Raw genomic sequence first — 19036 nt, 5'->3', positions numbered from 1 at the left:
TCTCCTATAAATATAAATTCATAAAACCAATCGTCCGATTCCATAAAAGAAAAGGACGAGGACAAGCGCAAAGGCGTACTCGCCGAACGAGCCGACACGGAAGAGGCGCACGCCGACCTTCTTCTTCGGATGAAGGAGCGGCACCTTGCCGCAAAGCGCATCCTCGGCGATATGAAAGAGTGCGCCGAGGAGGATGAAACGCCCCGCGAGAATGAGAGAGCGCGCGTCCTCACCCAGTTCCTCGCCGACAGCGCCCAGAGCGAGAAAGCCGAGGATGTAGAGGAGCGGCCAGTGCGACCAGCCGCGATGGGAGAGGAGTCCCGCCCACGGCAGGCGCACGCCGCCGCCCTTGCCCTCGATCCAATCGGGAAGCACCGCGCCCGCCATGGCGCATGCCGTCGGCACGAGACTGCCGGTCAGCGTATAGACCGCCATGCCCGTCACAACCTCATGGCTGACCCATTTCATGCCCGCACCTCCTGCTTTCGTTGACATATATGCTATAATAGGACGATAAGGAGAATTTCTATGGACGATTATACTTGGCGGCTGCATCTGCGCGCCCGAAAGATCAGCTCATACAATCGCACGCTCACGATGCTCGTCATCGTCTTCTTCGCGCTTGCCGTCGGCTCCGTGCTCTGGTACTTCTTCATCCACGCGAGAAGCCCCGAATACGCGCTTGCCGAGATTCAAGAAGCGGCGGAGAAGCACGATGCCGAAAAATTCGAGCGCTACGTCAACGTCAGCCTGAGCATGGGCAAAATCTATGACGATCTCACGCGCAGTCTCTTCGCTGCCGACACTTCCCTAACGAACGACGAGCGCACGGAAGCCGTGCGTTTCTACCAACTCATCAAGCCACAGGTCACGGCGGGGATGCGCACGACGCTCACAGGTCGCATCGAGACGGGCGAATGGCAGAAGCCCGGCGGCCTCCTGCAGGGACGCCAGCTGCGCATCGACTTCGAGAACCTCTTCGAGCGCAGCCTCTTGAAGAACATCACCATCGTCGGGCTCGACTCCATCGACCGCGACGGCGCGACGGCAACGGCGCACGTCAAGGCGAAGGACGAATTGACGGGAACAGAACTCACGCTGCTCCTCGCCATGGAGCAGGCGGGCGACGGTCATTGGCAGGTCTCCTACATCAAGAACTACCGCGACTGCCTCGACCGCCTGACGCCGCTCCTCGAAAAGGACGTCGCCTCGTACCTCGAAGCGTCGGCGCCCATCGTCGAGCAGTACAACAAGCGCTTCGCCAAGGAGCAGCAGCGTTTCCATGTGCTGACCGACATGCCATGGGACGGCACGGGACTTCTCTCCAGTGCGCAGAAAGACGGTCTGAAGAAACTCATCCGGACGGACATCATCCCGACCCTCAAGGAGCGCCAGCAAAAGCTCTCGGCACTCTCCGTGCCGCCCGGCGCACGCTATTTGAGCCAGCTGCGCGCAGAATCCACCGAGCTTTCCATCACGGCTTGGGAGCACTTCGTCAACGCGCTCGAAACGGACGACTTTGCGGAGTTCGACACGGCGGAAACCGTACACAAGGAAGCGCTCGACATCGAGATGCGCCTCGAAGACATCCTGCACCACACGGCGCTTTGCAGCCAACCGCCCGAAATGCCGTGACTCCAGAAATACGAGAATGCGCCCCGAAGAACTTCCTCTTCGGGGCGCATTTTCGCTAGACCTCCGTCAGCAGGAACGCCCCCTCGCCGCGCATCGTGTAGTCGCCGAAGCTTGCCGGTATGAAGTACGAGTCGCCCTTCTCCAAGATCTCCTCGCCGCCCGACCACGAAAGCTCCATAGGGCCTCCGAGCGCGACGACGGACTGGAAGCTCGTGCGTCCCGCCTGCAGGTGGCAGCGACCCTTGAGGGCGAAGTGATAGACTGTGAAAAATTCGGTTCGTGCGACGACCGTCATCTCATGCTCGGCGAAAATGGAGAACTTCTCACCACGGTTCACGTCATACGCCGGCGGCGCGAACGAGAGCACGTCGAGCGCCTTGTCGATGTGCAGGTCGCGCAGCCTGCCGTCCGCGCCGCACCGCGCATAGTCGTAGACGCGGTACGTCGTATCGGAATTCTGCTGAATCTCCGCAAGGAAGATGCCGCGCCCGATGGCATGGAGTGTGCCCGCCGGAATCACGATGGCGTCGCCCGCCTTCACCTTGATGCGCCGCACGACGTCCAAGAGCGTGTTCTCCTCGATGTGGCGACGGCACTCTTCACGCGAGATCTCTTCCTTGAAGCCGTAGATGATCTCCGCTCCAGGTTCGGCGTCGAGAATGTACCACATCTCCATCTTTCCGTACTCGCCCTCGTGCTCGAAGGCGTAACTGTCGTCTGGATGCACCTGCACCGAGAGATCGTTGTGCGCGTCGATGAGCTTAATCAAAAGCGGGAAATACGGATAGCGCGAACCATGCGAGCCGAGCGCAGCGTGCGCCCCTTCGCGCGCGATGTACGCTTCCAGCGTCAGACCCGCGTCCGCGCCGTTCTCGATGACGCTCTGATCCTCCTTGTGGCACGCAAGTTCCCAGCTCTCCGCGACCTTCGCGAGAGATGTCTCCTTACCGTACTCCGTCTTGAGGCGCGTGCCGCCCCAGAGGTAGTCCTTGAGCGGCGCTCGAAGCTTCATCGGGTATATCATTCGATCCATCCTTTCTCCCGGGCTTGTATTCCTGCCGTGCGCATGTTACGATACATGCACGATAATGAGATCTTCACGAGTCAGCAGCAAACCCTTGCCCTGCTGACCGAATCCAGCAAAAGAGGCCTCTCATGGACGAAAAACTCTTCCGCATCCTTTACGTATTCAGCGACCTCGCCGCGCCCCTTCTCGCGGGCTACATCGCCTATCAGCGAGGCCGTATCTCCGACGCGCTATGCAATGCCCTCATTCGCTTCAACATCATCGTCATGGCGACGCTGCTCGCCGTCTTGAGCTTCTGGGTCATGCCGCTGTCGAGAAGCCTCCTTTGGCTGCCGCTCTTCAGTGCGCTCTTCATGCTCGTGCCCGGCTCCATCGCCTATTTGACCTTCGCGCGCCGCCACAAGGATGCCCTTTCGCGCGGCGCCTACTACATGAGCGCCATGCTTACGAACATCGGCACGATCGCGGGGCTCTCCGCCTTCATCCTCTACGACGAAGCGGGGTTCGCCTATGTGCAGATCGTCTCATCATTCCAGGTCGGCCTCCTCGTGCTCATCTGCTTCCCGCTCGCCGCGATGTTCCGTGCGCAAGGGGCGAAAGAGGGGGCTCGCGTCCACCTGTCGCTTAGGGAACTCTTTCTCACGCCGAACCAGGTGCCCGTGCTCGGTCTCATCGCAGGACTCGCACTCAACGTCTTCGGCGTCGAGCGCCCTGCCGTGCTCGGCACAGCGTTTCAAGCGCTCGTGCATATCGGCGCCTGGACAGCGCTCTTCCCCGTCGGCTGTCTCGTCGACTTTTCGCGCGCGCTTCCCTACATCAAAAAGACCGCCGACCTCATCCCCCTGCGCTTCCTCCTCACGCCGCTGATCTTCTTCGGACTCTGCCGCCTGCTCTTTGCGGACTCCGTGCTCATCGGCAGCGTGCTCCTCATCGCTGCCGCGCCGACGGCGATCAACGCCGTCTTGACCGCGCGGCTCTACAAGCTCAACGTAGACCTCACCGTCGCGAGCTTCCTCGTCACGACCGTCATCTACCTCTTGCTCTTCTACCCGCTCTTCTTCCTCTACGTGACGCACGGCGGCAGCTTCTGAGGCAGAAGCGATACATGCAGCGCTTCCTAAAAAATGGACGTGGATCACTCCACGTCCATATTAAGGAAACACTGATAAATTCAGCCACCCATCTTCACACATCTGCGCTGTCCTCTCGTCGTCGACAAAGCCTCGGCGTAGCACCGCTACGCCTGCGGTTTGTCTCCTTGCTGAGCCGTCCAAGAGCCAAGTCCGAAGGACGCAGGCGATTGGGCAACGGCTCGTATGCGAAAACGTCCCAAGAATGCAAGCGCGAAGCGCGTCGCATGATTGGCTGACGTTGACCGCTATAGAACCAGCGCATCTGTGCAAATCTGGGCGCCTTCATTTTATCAGCGCTTCCTTTGCCTTCTGCTGACGGTTGCGGCGATAGCGCCAGTAGAGACCGGCGACGATGATGCAGCTTACAACGACGAAGGCGATGCTCACCTCATGTCCGACCTTGAGCATGATCTGCCAGCTCTCGCCAAGCGCCATGCCGACGCCGAGGATCAGCGCCGTCCACGGCAGAGAGCCGAGGAACGTATAGAGGAGAAACTTCTTCATATCCACATGCGCGAAGCCCGCCGGAAGCGAAATGAACGTGCGCACGACGGGAAGCATGCGGCTGAAGAACACCGCCTTGACGCCATACTTGTCAAACCAGCGCTGTGCAATATCGACGTGCGACTTCTTCACAAAGAAATACTTGCCGTACTTGTCGACGAAGGAACGTCCGCCGTAGCGCCCGACGAGATAGGCGAAGATCGACCCCGCCATGCCGCCGATCATGCCGGCAACCAGCGCCCCGACGAAACCCATGCGGTCAGCGAAGATCAGATAGCCCGAAAATCCGAGGATCAGCTCGCTCGGAATCGGTATACAGGCATTCTCCAAGGCCATCAAGACGGCGACCGCCGCATAACCCCAGGCATCAATGAACTCCAAAAATGTCTGCGTGAACTGCTCCATACGCCCTGCCCTTCCTCAAGAGAAACAATCATACAGCTTCATTATACACTACCGCCAGCAGAAATGCTATAGCATTTCTGCTGGCGATTGACGTATGTTGCATCATGCATTATAATAAATATAGCAAGGGTGCTACTGGTAAACGGTCAGCCCCAACAGTAATTGAGGTAAGAAACCCGCCTACGATTGGAAGCCGGAGGCGGGATTTCTTATGCTTTCAGAACGACGAGAATAAAAAGCGTCACCAAGAGCAACGCAATCAAATCGTTTATCGTCATAAGCAACGCCCCTCTCCGGGGCTAAGATTGACCGCCTACCGTCATAGTAGCACCTCTCGTATTATAACATAAAAAGCCGCCCGGCGAAACTTCTCTTCCCCGCCAGGCGGCTTTTCCTGCTTCCTATACGTTTCAAGCCATCGTCAGCACCTTTGCAGCCGCCTTATCTCCGCGATCGAGTGACTGCCTCTTTTCCGCCGTTTTCAAAAGCTCATGGAAAGACGCGCCGTCCTCTGGATAGTAAGAAACGGCGATGCGGCACTCTAGGCCATAGCCGCCGAACTGCGTATTCTCGCCGCCGAACAGCGTGCGGATTGCCCGTGCCTTCATATCCATGACCTCCGTGCGCTCCATATCCTTGACAAAGACGGCGAACTGGCCATCGCCCAGATGCGCAAGCACGTCTCCCGCACGGAAGAAACTGCCGACCGCCTTGCATATCCGCACGAGAAGCTGATCCGCCCAATGCTTGCCGCGCTGCTCTGCGAGCTGGCAGATATTGTCGAAGGAAATGGCCATCAGAGCGTTGCTCTCGTCGCGGCCATGACCTGCAAGGTACGTCTGCACCGCTTTCTCCAATCCTGCACCGTTCAAAATGCCCGTGACCGAATCGCGCTCCGAGCGGAAATGCGCAAAACTCTGCTCCATCTTGCCCATGCTCGACTCGATGTCCCAGAGGATGCCGATCGTGCGCTGCACGCGTCCCGTCTCGTCACGCAGGAGCTTCACGGCGACCTCGTACCACGAATAGCGCCCCTGCGGCACTTCTGCCATGTCGAGCAAGACCTCGCGCACACCCGTCGTCTGCCCACGGAAAAGCGCCACAAGCCGCTCGACCGAATCAGGATGAATCATGCCGCGGTTTTCGGTGCAAAGGGTGCGGCAGAACCCCTCAAAGCGCTTCTCCGTCATACCGTCGCGCGCTTTCGCCAAAAGAAGCACATCGTGCTCAATGTCGTAGTCAAACGTGACCACACCCAGTTTTTCCAATAACAGCTCTACGCATTGATTCTCGTAACCTGCTACCGGAGTCTTATATCTTTCCATAATATAACCTCCCCAAGATAGACAAGCATAACTACCAATGCCTCTCCCCCATAACTCCCCATACAATATCCCCACAAAATGGCGAAGTTATTCTAACTTATAGTATAGCGCGAGAACGCAAAAAAATCCAGAAAAAAATGAAAATAATTCAAAATTTCCCTAGCTCCACCAAGCCGTGCGCAATCTCGCCGACGAAAAAAGAGGGGCGCACAGCCCCTCTTTCCATCCCTTTATTCTTTTCAATCCGTACGCACGACAAAGGTGCCCAGGTCCTCTGCCGCATTCGTAACGCGCGAGAGGTTCGCCGTGATCTCCTCGGTCGAAGCCGCCTGTTCCTGGCTGATTGCCCCCGTCGTCTCAATCGTCTTCGAGATCGCCTCGACCGCCTTGTTCATCTCCGCGAGCGTCGCTTGAATCTTCTCCGTCGCCTCGCGCGACTGCTCCGCGAGTTTGCGGACTTCCTCTGCAACAACGGCGAAGCCTCTGCCCTGCTCGCCCGCGCGCGCCGCTTCGATAGCAGCGTTGAGGCCCAGGAGGTTCGTCTGCTGCGCGATGTTATTGATGAACTCGATGACCTTGATCGTCTCGGCATTGCGCTCTTTGAGGTCGGCCGCCTGCTGCACAGCCTCCTGTCCCGACTTCGCCAGTTCGCTCGCACTCTCCGCGACCTGCTCGACAGCATGGTAAACCGTCTCCGTCGACTTCGTGACCTCGTCGACCGCATGGGCGAGCTTGATGTCCTGCGCAACATCCATCGCCGTCACAAGCGTGCCGATAATGTCGCCGTTCACGCCATAAATCGGCGTGATCATGCTGCGGACACCGGGTCCGTAAACCTTCTCATCAATCAAGCCTGTATAGTCACGCCCCGTATCGATGACGTGCCTCGTATTGGGCGAAATGGGCGTGCCGGCCGCAGGCGAGAACTCCAGCTTGGCATTCGGTATCAATGCCAATGTCGTCTCCTTATCCGTTATACCAACAGCAATATCTTGGCGGACGACATGATCCAAATAAGGGGCGACGGCGATGAACGCATCCAAAATATCTTGATCCGTCTTGATCGTATCGGGGTAAACCATGGAAATACAACTCCTCTATTTACGCACTCCAAAGAAACGACGACAGCCATGTTTTGCTTTGAATGCTCACGAAAAGAAAACATGAAAAAGAATCCCTCTATATTTTATTATATCGTAAAAGTTTCCATAAAATATAAGCGCTTTATAAAAATCTTTCGTAGAATCCGACTTTGGGATGTATTTCTTCTTCCTTCTGGGAAAAACTGCTCTTTCCAAACAAAAGGCCGCGGATCTCTGCCCCAAAGCATAGAACCGCAGCATCTTTCATCGCGCACTTTCTATTCTGCTGTTTAGCGCAGAGACTTAGCCTCTGTCATTACAAGATTCATTAAATCAACATTTTTCTGTTCATGCAAAACGGAATGGTAATGTGACGGCTTGCGTCCCGACGCTGTATAGAGCTTTCCCGGCACGACATTTCCCGCGCCATCTCTATCAAACAGCCCGTAGACATTAAAGACATGCGTCGCTCCATCCCAATATCCCGCATTCCGATCATTGTCCCTCGTGTCATTGGCGACATAGAACCTTGTCTCAAAGACCTCATGCCCAGCCTGTTTGTTTGTCAATATGCTGAAATCGGTGATTGGTTCGACGACTGCCACACGATGATTCTTACGGTCACATACAACCAGCTTTCCCGTTCCGGTCTCCCGTGCAAGAAACCCAACGCTGCTGTTGCCATAGGAAGTTTCCTTGATTTGTCCGCTCACCGAATACCCTAAGCTCTCAAGCTCCTGCTTCGCCTTTTCGCGCGGATCTGCCGCTGCCCCTTTTTGCGGTTTTCCCTGCATCTTCTCCTTTGCTGAAGCTCCCTTCTTTCCCTTCTCCTCCGGCTTCTCATCAAAAGCCGCCATTCTCACGCGCTTCATTGCCGACTTTGCCGATCCCATACGGCTCATAAGCTGAAGTCCGTTTATGCTCTTCATCAGATCGATCTCTTTTGATTCTGAATCAGACATATCCGCTAACAATCCGATGTATTCCGCTTCTGCATCCAAAAAATGACTCCGGATCGTCTCATAGCGCTTGATAACCTCAAGATCATCCTCACTGGAAAACTGCCTCTCCCAATACCACTCAACACACTCCAAAAAGCCTGTCGTAAGCATCCCGCCGATCAGAGGAACCTTATGCAGCCAACTCGATACCAGTAAGATTGTACCCTCCGCCTCGGTCAACTTCTTTGCCACAGGCTCTGTCTTCGTGATATGTTCTTGCAGAACGCTCTTCTGCGCTGGATCCTTTGTCATCGTTTCGATGATCTCATCCGTGATCTTCTGATCATCCTCCTGCAGAGCGCCGACAGCTCCTTCCACAGCAACGGCAAGCGCGTCGAGCGCATCAGCATGTGCGACCTTCGCCAGCGGTACAAAGGCAAGCAGAACTGCCATACAGGCGGCGATGATTTTCTTCCCGTGACTCATATCAGCCTCCTTGTTGAAACAATACCAGCGTATGACGCATCGTGCGGAAAAAGCATGACAAGCAAAGCTTCTTCCAGCCGAAGCCTACCCACGAATGATGGCCATCGCCTGCGGATTGCGAGCCTGGATATAATCAAAAAACTCATTGGCAGGTCCGTTCGTCCCTATGAGTTCTGCATCATAAATTCGGAAACCACCGCGTCGATGCTGGATCAACAAGTATTTGTCGTACAACGTAAGGAGAGCCGTTCCCAACGGAAGGATTCCCCACCAGTTGCCCACCAGAAGCATGAGAATACCCAGCACGATGAGGAAAATGCTCAGTTTCGAGATTTTCTTCTCCAGTGTGACTTTCTTCACTTCCTTCACATCAAACGAATCGCGCTGCCTCCCCCACTTGAAAAATACGGCTTGTCGATGCGTATCAACCGTGATCCGGCTTCCCTCCACTGTGACATTCGTATGCACCCGCACCTGGAAAATCCCATAAGCAAGACGCTCCGTGAGAAATTTCCATTCATGATGTTCCCTGGCAACTTCCTCCTTCTGTATATTCACCAGAGGCTGTTCTTCCACTGTGCTTCCGCACGACGGACAAAAACGCACTGAATCCGGAATATTGTCCCCACACGCCTTACAATACTTCATATCCTATCCCTCCATATCAATCCGCCAGCCCCTTGGCACGCAGCATATTCTGCGCATCATCTATATCTGCGCCCAAAAACCAAGCCAAGCCCCCTGCCAAGCCGTCCGGATGCGTCACAATGGCAAGCAGAGTTCCGAGCACGATGACGGACAGATAGACGACGAAAACCTTCTTGCGCGTCCTGGCCGCCTTGTCGCCCCAGAAGATCACAAACTTCGGCTTCACCATGCCGATGAACATGGCCAAAAAAGCAAGCCGAGCCAAAAGCCAACAAAAGTCAGACACACTTCTCCCCCCTTTCTCTATTCCGTCTTATGAATAAACTGGTCTTGCCTCCCACTGTCCGCTCCCTCGGAAGGCAAACATTCCTCTATGTGTGCAAACGAGTGCGGCTGCGGACATAGCCCATCAACGCCCCCCATTATAACAAAAACCTCGCAGGCATTGGTTACCTGCGAGGTAAATAAAGAATTTTGATTTCGTAGACGTTTCTGCAGTCGTACGGTCGCAGCGGATTCTATAGATCCAGCAATCTCTTTTGCTCGGCTACGAACTCGTCGATCGCTCGATTGCGTTCCGCCTCGGTCATGGGCGGCAGATTTTTTATAAAGGCGTTCAGCCGGAGCCCCATTTCGCCGTTCTTCATGGCCTCGAGCCGTTCCTCCTCCGAACGATTGCCGGAGGAGAACACCACATTCCTTGTCTGCCAATAGGCAAGTTTTTCCGGGTCATCCTTGAACTCTGCCAAGAATGCATCCACGCTCTTTATGGACTTTCTTTCCTCTTGGCTGACTGTCGGCGGCATGTAGCTGTCATGCGCAGTCGGCTCGATCGATGACGTCGGCGTTGGCACGGCAACTTCTTGTTCAGACTCGCTGTCCGATGGCACAAGCGATTGCACGGAAAATTTCTCATCAGATGTTTCCGGTGTCGGCGCGGCTGCGCTTTCTTCCGCAGCGCTCGGCAATCGAACCGCTGGCGAATCGACCCCCGATTCTCTTGCGGGAGCACTCGGCAGGGTTTCTACCCCATCAAGCCTTGGCAGAAGGCAAAATACTACGACAGATACGATGGCCAGCGTCCACAGTGCCGGCTTTCCCCTGCCAGCCCAAAACCTGCGGAAGATCAGCGCACGGCGAAGCTCTTGCAGATTCCGATAGCGCCTGTCCGGATCGATTTCCGTGCATTTGGCAAATATCTTGGCGAGATAGCCGTCGTACTCCTCCGGCAGCGCTTTCCGCATAGTGATACCGATCGAGTAGATATCACTCCTCGCATCTGTCTGCCCATAGCCGAATTGTTCCGGCGGAGCATAGCCCCTGGTGCCGAGGTACATCGTATCCTCGCCGCTGTGCTCTTTGACGGTGCGGGCAGCATCGAAGTCGATGAGCCGGATGATACAGCCGCTTTGCAGGATAAGATTGGACGGCTTGATGTCGCGGTGAATGATGCCCTGTGCATGGATTTCGTCAAGGCCTTCGCATAGCTGCAAAAGAACGCTCTCCGTCTCACGCTCCGAAAGATACGCCTTGCGTCCGATGCGATCAAGCAGGGATTCTCCCTGCACATATTCCTCCACGACAACCGTCTCATCGCCGTCCTCGATACAATACAGGACGCGGGGAATCAGCGGATAATCCTTCCCTTTGAGCATCCTATAGGGAAGCCCCGTCAAAGCGATGCGTTTCAATATGACCAGCCGCTGCGAAAACGTCCCAAGAGCGCAAGCCGAAGGCGCTGCGCGATTGGTTGACGTTGACCGCTGCTGACCCATCCAAGAAGCAAGCCCCGAAGGGGCGCCGCTGATTGGGTCATGGGTCGTATGCGAAAACGTCCCAAGAGTGCAAGCCGAAGGCGCTACGCGATTGGTTGACGTTGACCGCTGCTGACCCATCCAAGAAGCAAGCCCCGAAGGGGCGCCGCTGATTGGGTCATGGGTCGTATGCGAAAACGTCCCAAGAGCGCAAGCCGAAGGCGCAGCGTGATTGGCTGACGTTGACCGCCCCGATCTCTCGGATGCCAGCCACACCTCGCCCTTGTCGCTGGATTTGAGCAGCTCTATCTTTTGAAAAACCTCCTCAAAATATGCGGTGATATGAGCATCCAAGAAACCACCTTGCTTTCTTCTCCATATCGTATTATCCTATGTGTATCAAATCACACAGGAGGACAGCATCATGCCGAAAAGCACCGAGGAATTGAAAGACGATCTGCGCCAGGCCTCCGGGCTGGAAGGTTTTCTCGTGGACAATCAGAAAGACTTTTGCCAATACACGCTGGCAGAATATCTGAATCAACTTCTGGAGGAAAAACACCTGAGCAAGATGGATGTCGTTCGGGCTTCCAGCTTGGAACGAATCTATGCTTACCATATATTCGCCGGACGCAAAAAGAATCCTTCACGCAACAAAGTCATTTCCCTCGCCCTCGCCATGAAACTGACGCCGGAGGAGACGCAGTATCTTCTATACTATGCAGGAGCGGAACAACTCTACGTCCGCAATCCGCGGGACAGCATCCTGTGGTATGCCCTCGACCATCACATGAGCGTAATCGATACGAACATCATGCTCCAAAAGATGTCGGAACACCCCTTGTTGAACGTCGAAACAGAGATGCCTTGATTCCAAAATAAAAACGCACCCTTGCGGGTGCGTCATCAACCAGCAGCTTTCTATCCTCCCAGGTCGTCTCCAACCAAGTACTTTCGACGTATGAGTGCTTAACGACTGTGTTCGGGATGGGAACAGGTGGATCCACTCAGCTATCGCCACTGGATTTCTTTGTTGAGGTGTGCCCTCAAAACTATACAGAAGACTCAATGGAACATTTTAGGGTGACGAAACTTAGGTCAAGCCCTCGGCGTATTAGTACGGGTCGGCTACACGCCTTGCAGCGCTTCCACTCCCCGCCTATCAACCTCATCGTCTTTGAGGCGCCTTACCGGATTGCTCCGTGAGAAACTTCATCTTAGGGCTGGTTTCACGCTTAGATGCTTTCAGCGTTTATCCTTTCCGGACGCAGCTACCCAGCTGCACGGCTGGCGCCATGACTGGTACACCGTTGGTCCGTCCACTCCGGTCCTCTCGTACTAGGAGCAGCCCCCTTCAGGTTTCTTCCGCCCGCGATGGATATGGACCGAACTGTCTCACGACGTTCTGAACCCAGCTCACGTACCACTTTAATGGGCGAACAGCCCAACCCTTGGGACCTGCTTCAGCCCCAGGATGTGATGAGCCGACATCGAGGTGCCAAACCTCCCCGTCGATATGGACTCTTGGGAGAGATTAGCCTGTTATCCCCAGGGTAGCTTTTATCCGTTGAGCGATGGCAATTCCACTCTCATTCCACCGGATCACTAAGCCCTACTTTCGTACCTGCTCGACTTGTCGGTCTCGCAGTCAAGCTCCCTTCTGCCTTTATGCTCTTCGCGCGATTTCTGTCCGCGCTGAGGGAACCTTTGGACGCCTCCGTTGCTCTTTCGGAGGCGACCGCCCCAGTCAAACTGCCCACCTGGCACTGTCCCGAGTGTCGTAACTACTTCGGTTAGATGACCAGCGGAGGAAGGGTGGTATCCCAACAGCGGCTCCGGGCGTCCTTGCGGCCGCCTTTCTTAGCCTCCCACCTATCCTGTACATCATCCGCCGGGCATCAATGCCAAGCTGCAGTAAAGCTCCATGGGGTCTTTCTGTCCAGTCGCGGGTAACCTGCATCTTCACAGGTATTTCAATTTCACCGGGCCCCTCGTCGAGACAGTGCCCAAATCGTTACGCCTTTCGTGCGGGTCGGAACTTACCCGACAAGGAATTTCGCTACCTTAGGACCGTTATAGTTACGGCCGCCGTTTACTGGGGCTTCAGCTCAAGGCTTCGGATTGCTCCTGACCTCTCCCCTTAACCTTCCAGCACCGGGCAGGCGTCAGCACCTATACGTCAGATTTCTCTTTTGCAGGCACCTGTGTTTGTGGTAAACAGTCGCTTGGGCTTCTCTTCTGTCGCCGGCCCCGGCTCCAACCGCAGGGGTCTTCACCAGTTCCGGCCATCCTTTTCCCGAAGTTACGGATGCAATTTGCAGAGTTCCTTAACGAGGGTTTTCCCGCGCACCTTAGGATCCTCTCCCTGCCTGCCTGTGTCGGTTTCGGTACGGGCGCAGTTTGTCTCGCTAGAAGCTTTTCTCGGCAGTGTGGTCCGCTTGGCTTCGGCTCACCCAAGGGTTTGCCTCCCTGTCACGTCTCGGCTTTTACAAGGGGGATTTGCCTCCCTTGCAGCCTACCGGCTTCGACGCGCTCTTCCATTCGCGCGCCCAAGCTCCCTCCTGCGTCACTCCATCACTCAAACGACTCCCTGCGGTACTGGAATGTTTGCCAGTTGTCCATCGCCTATGCTTGCTGCCTCGGCTTAGGTCCCGACTGACCCTGGGACGACGAGCGTTGCCCAGGAAACCTCAGGCTTTCGGTGGGCCAGATTCTTGCTGGCCTTTTCGCTACTCATACCGGCATTCTCACTGCCATGCGCTCCACCGCTCCTTCCGGTACGGCTTCGCCGCGCATGGTACGCTCCCCTACCCCGCATACCTAAGTATGCAGCCGCAGCTTCGGTTCTGTACTTGAGCCCCGGATATTTTCGGCGCAGGGACTCTCGACCAGTGAGCTATTACGCACTCTTTAAATGGTGGCTGCTTCTGAGCCAACATCCTGGTTGTTTTCGAATTCCTACATCCTTTTCCACTTAGTACAGCATTGGGGACCTTAGCTGGCGGTCTGGGCTGTTTCCCTCTTGCGTACGGGTCTTATCACTCGCACGCTGACTCCCGAGTTTGACATGCAGCCATTCGCAGTTTGACTGGGGTCGGTAGGCTTTACGCCCCCTTGCCCGATCAGTGCTCTACCGTCTGCATGCATCGCTCGAGGCTAGCCCTAAAGCTATTTCGGGGAGAACCAGCTATCTCCACGTTCGATTGGCATTTCACCCCTATGCACAGCTCATCCCAAAGTTTTTCAACACTCACGGGTTCGGCCCTCCGCTCAATTTTACCTGAGTTTCAGCCTGGCCATGCATAGATCACTGTGGTTTCGGGTCTACCCCGTCGAACTCTTCGCCCTTTTAAGACTCGCTTTCGCTTCGGCTCCGCGTTTTCCGCTTAACCTCGCTCGACAGGATAACTCGCCGGTTCATTCTTCAATAGGCACGCCGTCGCGCATATAAAGCGCTTCGACTGCTTGTGGACATACGGTTTCAGGTTCTATTTCACTCCGCTCCCGCGGTTCTTTTCGCCTTTCCCTCACGGTACTTTCCTCTATCGGTCGTCAGGTAGTATTTTGCCTTGGATGGTGGTCCACCCGGCTTCCCACAGGGTTCCTCGTGTCCCGTGGTACTCTGGATCCCAGCCTGTTCTTCAGCCTTTCGTGTACGAGGGTTTCACTCTCTTCGCCCGGCCTTCCCATGCCGTTCCACTAGGCTGCTTTCCCTTTATGCTGGTCCTCAACCCCGAAAGCCCGAAAGCTTTCGGTTTGGGCTCTTCCCGCTTCGCTCGCCGCTACTGGGGGAATCTCGTTTGATTACTTTTCCTCCGGCTACTTAGATGTTTCAGTTCACCGGGTTTGTCTCCCTTTCGGGTAGTGCGACATGACTCGCACTGGGTTGCCCCATTCGGATATCCGTGGATCGAGGCCTATTTGCGGCTCCCCACGGCTTTTCGCAGCTGATCGCGTCCTTCTTCGACTCCTGACGCCAAGGCATCCACCGTATGCCTTTCGTAGCTTGACTTTTCCACGGCTTTCGCCGTGTGTTTCGCCTCAAGGCATCATTTCTGATGTTCTTGGTTTGGTTTGTGATCCTAAAATGTTCGGAAAATCTTTGCTGCATTTCTGCAGCCTTCGATGATTTTCTTTCATTTTGTCTTCTGTGTAGTTTTCAAGGTACGCCTGACCTTGCCGCTGTTATAATCCAACGAGAAGGTCAAGTTTGAGAGATTTGTGTTCCCTCAAAACTAGACAATGCAGAAAGCGGTCAACATCAACCAATCGCGCTTCGCCTGACGGCTCGCGTTCTTGGGATGTTTTCGCATACGACTTGTTACCCAATCGCCTTCGGCTCTTGGACAAGTCAGCAGATGCCTCGACTTAGGTCAAGCCTGCAGATCCGCTCACCTTTCGGCTCGCTTCTTTGCTTGCTCAGTATCCCTAGAAAGGAGGTGATCCAGCCGCACCTTCCGATACGGCTACCTTGTTACGACTTCACCCCAGTCATCGCCCCCGCCTTAGACGGCTGCCTCCTTGCGGTTGGCCCACCGGCTTTGGGCGTGAATGACTTCCGTGGTGTGACGGGCGGTGTGTACAAGGCCCGGGAACGTATTCACCGCAGTATGCTGACCTGCGATTACTAGCGATTCCGACTTCATGCAGGCGGGTTGCAGCCTGCAATCCGAACTGGGGGATGGTTTGTGGGGTCCGCTCCGGCTCGCGCCTTCGCTTCCCTCTGTCCATCCCATTGTAGTACGTGTGTAGCCCAGGACATAAGGGGCATGATGACTTGACGTCATCCCCGCCTTCCTCCGCGTTCTCCGCGGCAGTCTCCTTTGAGTTCCCGCCATTACGCGCTGGCAACAAAGGACAGGGGTTGCGCTCGTTGCGGGACTTAACCCAACATCTCACGACACGAGCTGACGACAGCCATGCACCACCTGTTTTCGTGTCCCCGAAGGGAGGAAGCTATCTCTAGCTCTTTCACTCAATGTCAAGCCCTGGTAAGGTTCTTCGCGTTGCGTCGAATTAAACCACATACTCCACCGCTTGTGCGGGCCCCCGTCAATTCCTTTGAGTTTCAGTCTTGCGACCGTACTCCCCAGGCGGAATGCTTATTGCGTTAACTCCGGCACAGGAGGGGTCGATACCTCCTACACCTAGCATTCATCGTTTACGGCCAGGACTACCGGGGTATCTAATCCCGTTCGCTCCCCTGGCTTTCGAGCCTCAGCGTCAGTTACAGTCCAGAAAGCCGCCTTCGCCACTGGTGTTCCTCCCAATATCTACGCATTTCACCGCTACACTGGGAATTCCGCTTTCCTCTCCTGCACTCAAGGCATACAGTTTCCATCCCCTCACGGGGTTGAGCCCCGCACTTTTAAGATGGACTTATATGTCCGCCTGCGCTCCCTTTACGCCCAATAATTCCGGACAACGCTCGCCACCTACGTATTACCGCGGCTGCTGGCACGTAGTTAGCCGTGGCTTCCTCGCTCGGTACCGTCACCCAAACTCAATGTTTTCAAGCTCGGTTTTCGTCCCGTGCAACAGAGCTTTACGATCCGAAGACCTTCTTCACTCACGCGGCGTTGCTCCATCAGGCTTTCGCCCATTGTGGAAGATTCCCCACTGCTGCCTCCCGTAGGAGTCTGGGCCGTGTCTCAGTCCCAATGTGGCCGTTCATCCTCTCAGACCGGCTACTGATCGTCGCTTTGGTGGGCCGTTACCCCGCCAACTGGCTAATCAGACGCAGGCCCATCGACAGGTGATAGCATATTCAGAGGCCATCTTTCATCACCAGAGGATGCCCTCTGGCGACTTCATTCGGTATTAGCATTCCTTTCGGAATGTTGTCCCCATCCTGTCGGCAGGTTGCCTACGTGTTACTCACCCGTTTGCCACTCTCACCTTTACCGAAATAAAGGTTCCCGTTCGACTTGCATGTGTTAAGCACGCCGCCAGCGTTCGTCCTGAGCCAGGATCAAACTCTCCGAAAAAACTTGCGTTTTTTCTCCGCATCCAACATGGTTATGTTGAATGCGGAGAAACTTGCATTCAGTTTGCAGAGAGCCGTTGATTGGCTCTTTTATCTTTGGATACGATTCTTTCGAACCGCATAAAGAAATTGTCGATTGCTTTTACAAATGTAGTTCACAATCGATGTTTCATCAAGATTCCTCTTGATGGACATCTGGCTTGAATCATATAGATGATTCATTTCTGCATTGTTTAGTTTTCAAGGAACACCGCCGAATTGCTTCGGCTGTTCGCCGCTCGTTCTTCACAGGCGACTCGACTATCTTACTTCATCCACGAGGGATTGTCAAGCACTTTTTTGAAGTTTTTTCGAGCGTCTTACTGTCGCTCGCCGCAACAGCAATTAACATAATACACGAAAGCGGACGGACTGTCAACACCTTTTTGAAAAAGGTGAAAGTCCGCCCGCTCATGATCCAGCAGAGACAATTTCAGTCGGAATAGCCCGTCCAGATTTTATAGACCTTTCCCTTGCCATCCACATAGAAGTCCAGTGATATCGCTCCCCAGCCATAGGAGTAGCAATAGCCCTGATTCGCTCGATGCCCTTGCGGCAGTGTGCCATAGGCACGCTGGATATCTGTCAACGTGCTGCCCACATGGATGCCGCGCGGCGTCGCGATGCCGTTGTTCGCCGTAGTCATGAGCGAGGACACACTCATCCGCGTAGCTTCGACTGCCACGACAAACGAATCGCCGTAGTGATAAATCCAAAGCGGGATATCGCCGGAATTTGGCGTACCCTCATGGTAGTCAACCCAATCCGGCTCTCCGTAGACGCTCTTTGCGAATTCTGCATCGTCGCCAAACTTTATGCCGCCGAGCGCATAGTCCGCATCAGGCAGACGTGCCGCCGAGCAGAGATTCGCTGCAAGCAGCACGAGGACAGCGGCAAGAAGCATTGCATACTGTTTCATAATGAATCCCTCCTTTTATTTCGCCTCTCACAAAACCATTTCTCGTTCGAGGCAGAAACTCCTTCCATAAAAATAAAAAGCAGCCCATAATCCTACGAGCTGCTCAGATCCATATATCAGCGGAAGATCGCCACGATGCCCCAGACGATCAAGGCGATCCACGCGATAAGCGCGATTGATGCAAGCGCCACGATGTACGGCAGCCGCCGCCCAAGCCGCTCGGCTCTCACCTGTGCATCCGCACGCACTTGTGGCGGCAGGAAGCGGATCAGACCGAAGACCGCCGCCGGCAAGACCGCCGCATCGTCCACCATGCCAAGAACAGGAACGGCATCCGGAATGATGTCGATCGGGCTGATGCAGTAGAGCAGTCCGATGAGAAACACCGCCTTGATTGCCGCAGGCGTGCGAGAATCCTTGAGCGCCACCATCATGATAAGCAAATCTTCACGAAACATCTTCAAAAAGGAAAAAATCTTCCACATAAAACCGCCTCCCTGCCAAAATCATCTCACAGCAGAGGTCTTCAGCCCGCTTGCGATCAAACATACGGCAAGCTGATTCAGACTGACCCCCTCCGCTTTGGCACTGAGCGCCAGCTCTCGATGCAGACTTTTGGGCAGGCGCAGATTGAATCTTCCACTGAAGTTTTCTTCCGACTGCGGCTTCGGTATAGTCAGCCCCTCTTCCAATGCAGCTTCTAGCCAACATCTCTTTGCATCTTCCAGCAAATCCAGAAGTTCCGCTTTCGTCTCCGCCTGTGTAATGCATCCTTTCAATTCCGCCACATAACCGACGTAACCGCCGGCCGCATCCGCTTCGATAATTTCACGATACGGCAACGCCATATAGTATGCAATATCCCTTTTCATATCGTCACCCTCGCAAACCGACAACAAATCAAGCATCAGCATCATCCAAAGCTAGGATGACCTGCCGCACATAAGCTTCTTTCACATACGGCTCTTTCTTCGGAATCGTAAGCGGCAGACACCCTTTTTTCCGAAACGTCCAATGACTGGATCCGCTTCTCGGCTGCCGCTTCTCATACTCGATGGATTCCAGCACTTTCGCGACTTCCTCAAACGAAACCGCCTTGGGATTGTTCCGAATGCGTGCGATAAGTTTTTCCCACTTGCTCAAGGCATTTCC

At 54.9% G+C, this 19036-nt stretch carries 16 protein-coding genes and 3 rRNA genes; 3 read left to right on the top strand and 16 right to left on the bottom strand.

The window, feature by feature from the left end; all coding sequences use genetic code 11:
• Positions 1–18: 18 nt before the first annotated feature.
• Positions 19–468: a metal-dependent hydrolase gene (locus OL236_RS11955; protein ID WP_265070783.1), complete on the bottom strand. Its 450-nt coding sequence runs from the start codon at positions 466–468 to the stop codon at positions 19–21.
• Positions 469–528: 60 nt separating this feature from the next.
• Between OL236_RS11955 and OL236_RS11950 the strand changes: the two genes are divergently transcribed.
• On the top strand, positions 529–1635 hold the full coding sequence (locus tag OL236_RS11950; RefSeq protein ID WP_265070782.1) for a DUF2939 domain-containing protein: 1107 nt from the start codon (positions 529–531) through the stop codon (positions 1633–1635).
• Between the two features lie 55 nt (positions 1636–1690).
• On the opposite strand, the gene OL236_RS11945 is transcribed toward OL236_RS11950, so the two are convergent.
• A complete protein-coding gene (locus tag OL236_RS11945; RefSeq protein WP_413777377.1) occupies positions 1691–2668 on the bottom strand; it encodes a type I phosphomannose isomerase catalytic subunit in 978 nt (325 codons plus the stop codon).
• Between the two features lie 122 nt (positions 2669–2790).
• Here OL236_RS11945 and OL236_RS11940 point away from each other — a divergent pair, with 122 nt between their 5' ends.
• Complete coding sequence (locus OL236_RS11940) at positions 2791–3753, top strand: AEC family transporter (protein ID WP_265070781.1); 963 nt, start codon at positions 2791–2793, stop codon at positions 3751–3753.
• 324 nt (positions 3754–4077) lie between these two features.
• Here OL236_RS11940 and OL236_RS11935 read toward each other — a convergent pair whose 3' ends face one another.
• The 7 genes from OL236_RS11935 to OL236_RS11905 all read right to left on the bottom strand — a co-directional run bounded on the left by OL236_RS11935 (position 4078) and on the right by OL236_RS11905 (position 10877).
• The gene (locus OL236_RS11935) at positions 4078–4704 is read right to left on the bottom strand and encodes a DedA family protein (protein WP_009644875.1); all 627 of its coding nucleotides are present in this window, start codon (positions 4702–4704) and stop codon (positions 4078–4080) included.
• 410 nt (positions 4705–5114) lie between these two features.
• A complete protein-coding gene (locus OL236_RS11930; RefSeq protein WP_265070780.1) occupies positions 5115–6029 on the bottom strand; it encodes a GGDEF domain-containing protein in 915 nt (304 codons plus the stop codon).
• Positions 6030–6268: 239 nt separating this feature from the next.
• A complete protein-coding gene (locus OL236_RS12490) occupies positions 6269–7111 on the bottom strand; it encodes a methyl-accepting chemotaxis protein (RefSeq protein WP_320109800.1) in 843 nt (280 codons plus the stop codon).
• Positions 7112–7401: 290 nt separating this feature from the next.
• Positions 7402–8538: a hypothetical protein gene (locus OL236_RS11920; RefSeq protein ID WP_265070779.1), complete on the bottom strand. Its 1137-nt coding sequence runs from the start codon at positions 8536–8538 to the stop codon at positions 7402–7404.
• A gap of 84 nt (positions 8539–8622) precedes the next feature.
• Positions 8623–9186, bottom strand: a complete 564-nt coding sequence (locus tag OL236_RS11915) for a zinc-ribbon domain-containing protein (protein ID WP_265070778.1) — start codon at positions 9184–9186, stop codon at positions 8623–8625.
• Positions 9187–9202: 16 nt separating this feature from the next.
• Positions 9203–9472 carry a transcriptional regulator gene (locus OL236_RS11910; RefSeq protein WP_265070777.1) on the bottom strand — a complete coding sequence of 90 codons (270 nt, stop codon included), beginning with the start codon at positions 9470–9472 and terminating at the stop codon, positions 9203–9205.
• Positions 9473–9704: 232 nt separating this feature from the next.
• Entirely contained in the window at positions 9705–10877 is a 1173-nt protein-coding gene (locus OL236_RS11905; RefSeq protein WP_265070776.1) for a serine/threonine protein kinase, read from the bottom strand.
• A 487-nt stretch (positions 10878–11364) separates the two neighbouring features.
• Here OL236_RS11905 and OL236_RS11900 point away from each other — a divergent pair, with 487 nt between their 5' ends.
• Entirely contained in the window at positions 11365–11811 is a 447-nt protein-coding gene (locus tag OL236_RS11900) for a helix-turn-helix domain-containing protein (RefSeq protein ID WP_009644874.1), read from the top strand.
• A gap of 37 nt (positions 11812–11848) precedes the next feature.
• Here the strand turns inward: OL236_RS11900 and rrf are convergent.
• The 7 genes from rrf to OL236_RS11865 form a co-directional block, all read right to left on the bottom strand.
• A 5S ribosomal RNA gene (gene rrf, locus OL236_RS11895) occupies positions 11849–11965 on the bottom strand.
• 69 nt (positions 11966–12034) lie between these two features.
• A 23S ribosomal RNA gene (locus OL236_RS11890) occupies positions 12035–14952 on the bottom strand.
• A 420-nt stretch (positions 14953–15372) separates the two neighbouring features.
• Positions 15373–16927, bottom strand: a 16S ribosomal RNA gene (locus tag OL236_RS11885).
• The 16S, 23S and 5S rRNA genes sit together here, the layout of an rRNA operon.
• Before the next feature lie 471 nt (positions 16928–17398).
• Positions 17399–17884 (bottom strand): hypothetical protein, encoded by a 486-nt coding sequence (locus OL236_RS11880; RefSeq protein WP_265070775.1) that lies wholly within the window; start codon positions 17882–17884, stop codon positions 17399–17401.
• A 116-nt stretch (positions 17885–18000) separates the two neighbouring features.
• The gene (locus tag OL236_RS11875; RefSeq protein WP_265070774.1) at positions 18001–18369 is read right to left on the bottom strand and encodes a YkvA family protein; all 369 of its coding nucleotides are present in this window, start codon (positions 18367–18369) and stop codon (positions 18001–18003) included.
• Positions 18370–18390: 21 nt separating this feature from the next.
• A complete protein-coding gene (locus OL236_RS11870) occupies positions 18391–18792 on the bottom strand; it encodes a type II toxin-antitoxin system HicB family antitoxin (protein WP_265070773.1) in 402 nt (133 codons plus the stop codon).
• Positions 18785–19027, bottom strand: a complete 243-nt coding sequence (locus tag OL236_RS11865) for a type II toxin-antitoxin system HicA family toxin (protein ID WP_265070772.1) — start codon at positions 19025–19027, stop codon at positions 18785–18787. Before OL236_RS11865 ends, OL236_RS11870 begins: the two co-directional genes overlap by 8 nt.
• Positions 19028–19036 lie beyond the last annotated feature (9 nt).

Source organism: Selenomonas sputigena (assembly GCF_026015965.1).
Lineage (GTDB): Bacteria > Bacillota > Negativicutes > Selenomonadales > Selenomonadaceae > Selenomonas.
The sequence above is the reverse complement of the archived record's forward strand: the minus strand, read 5'-3'. Positions and strand labels throughout refer to the sequence as shown.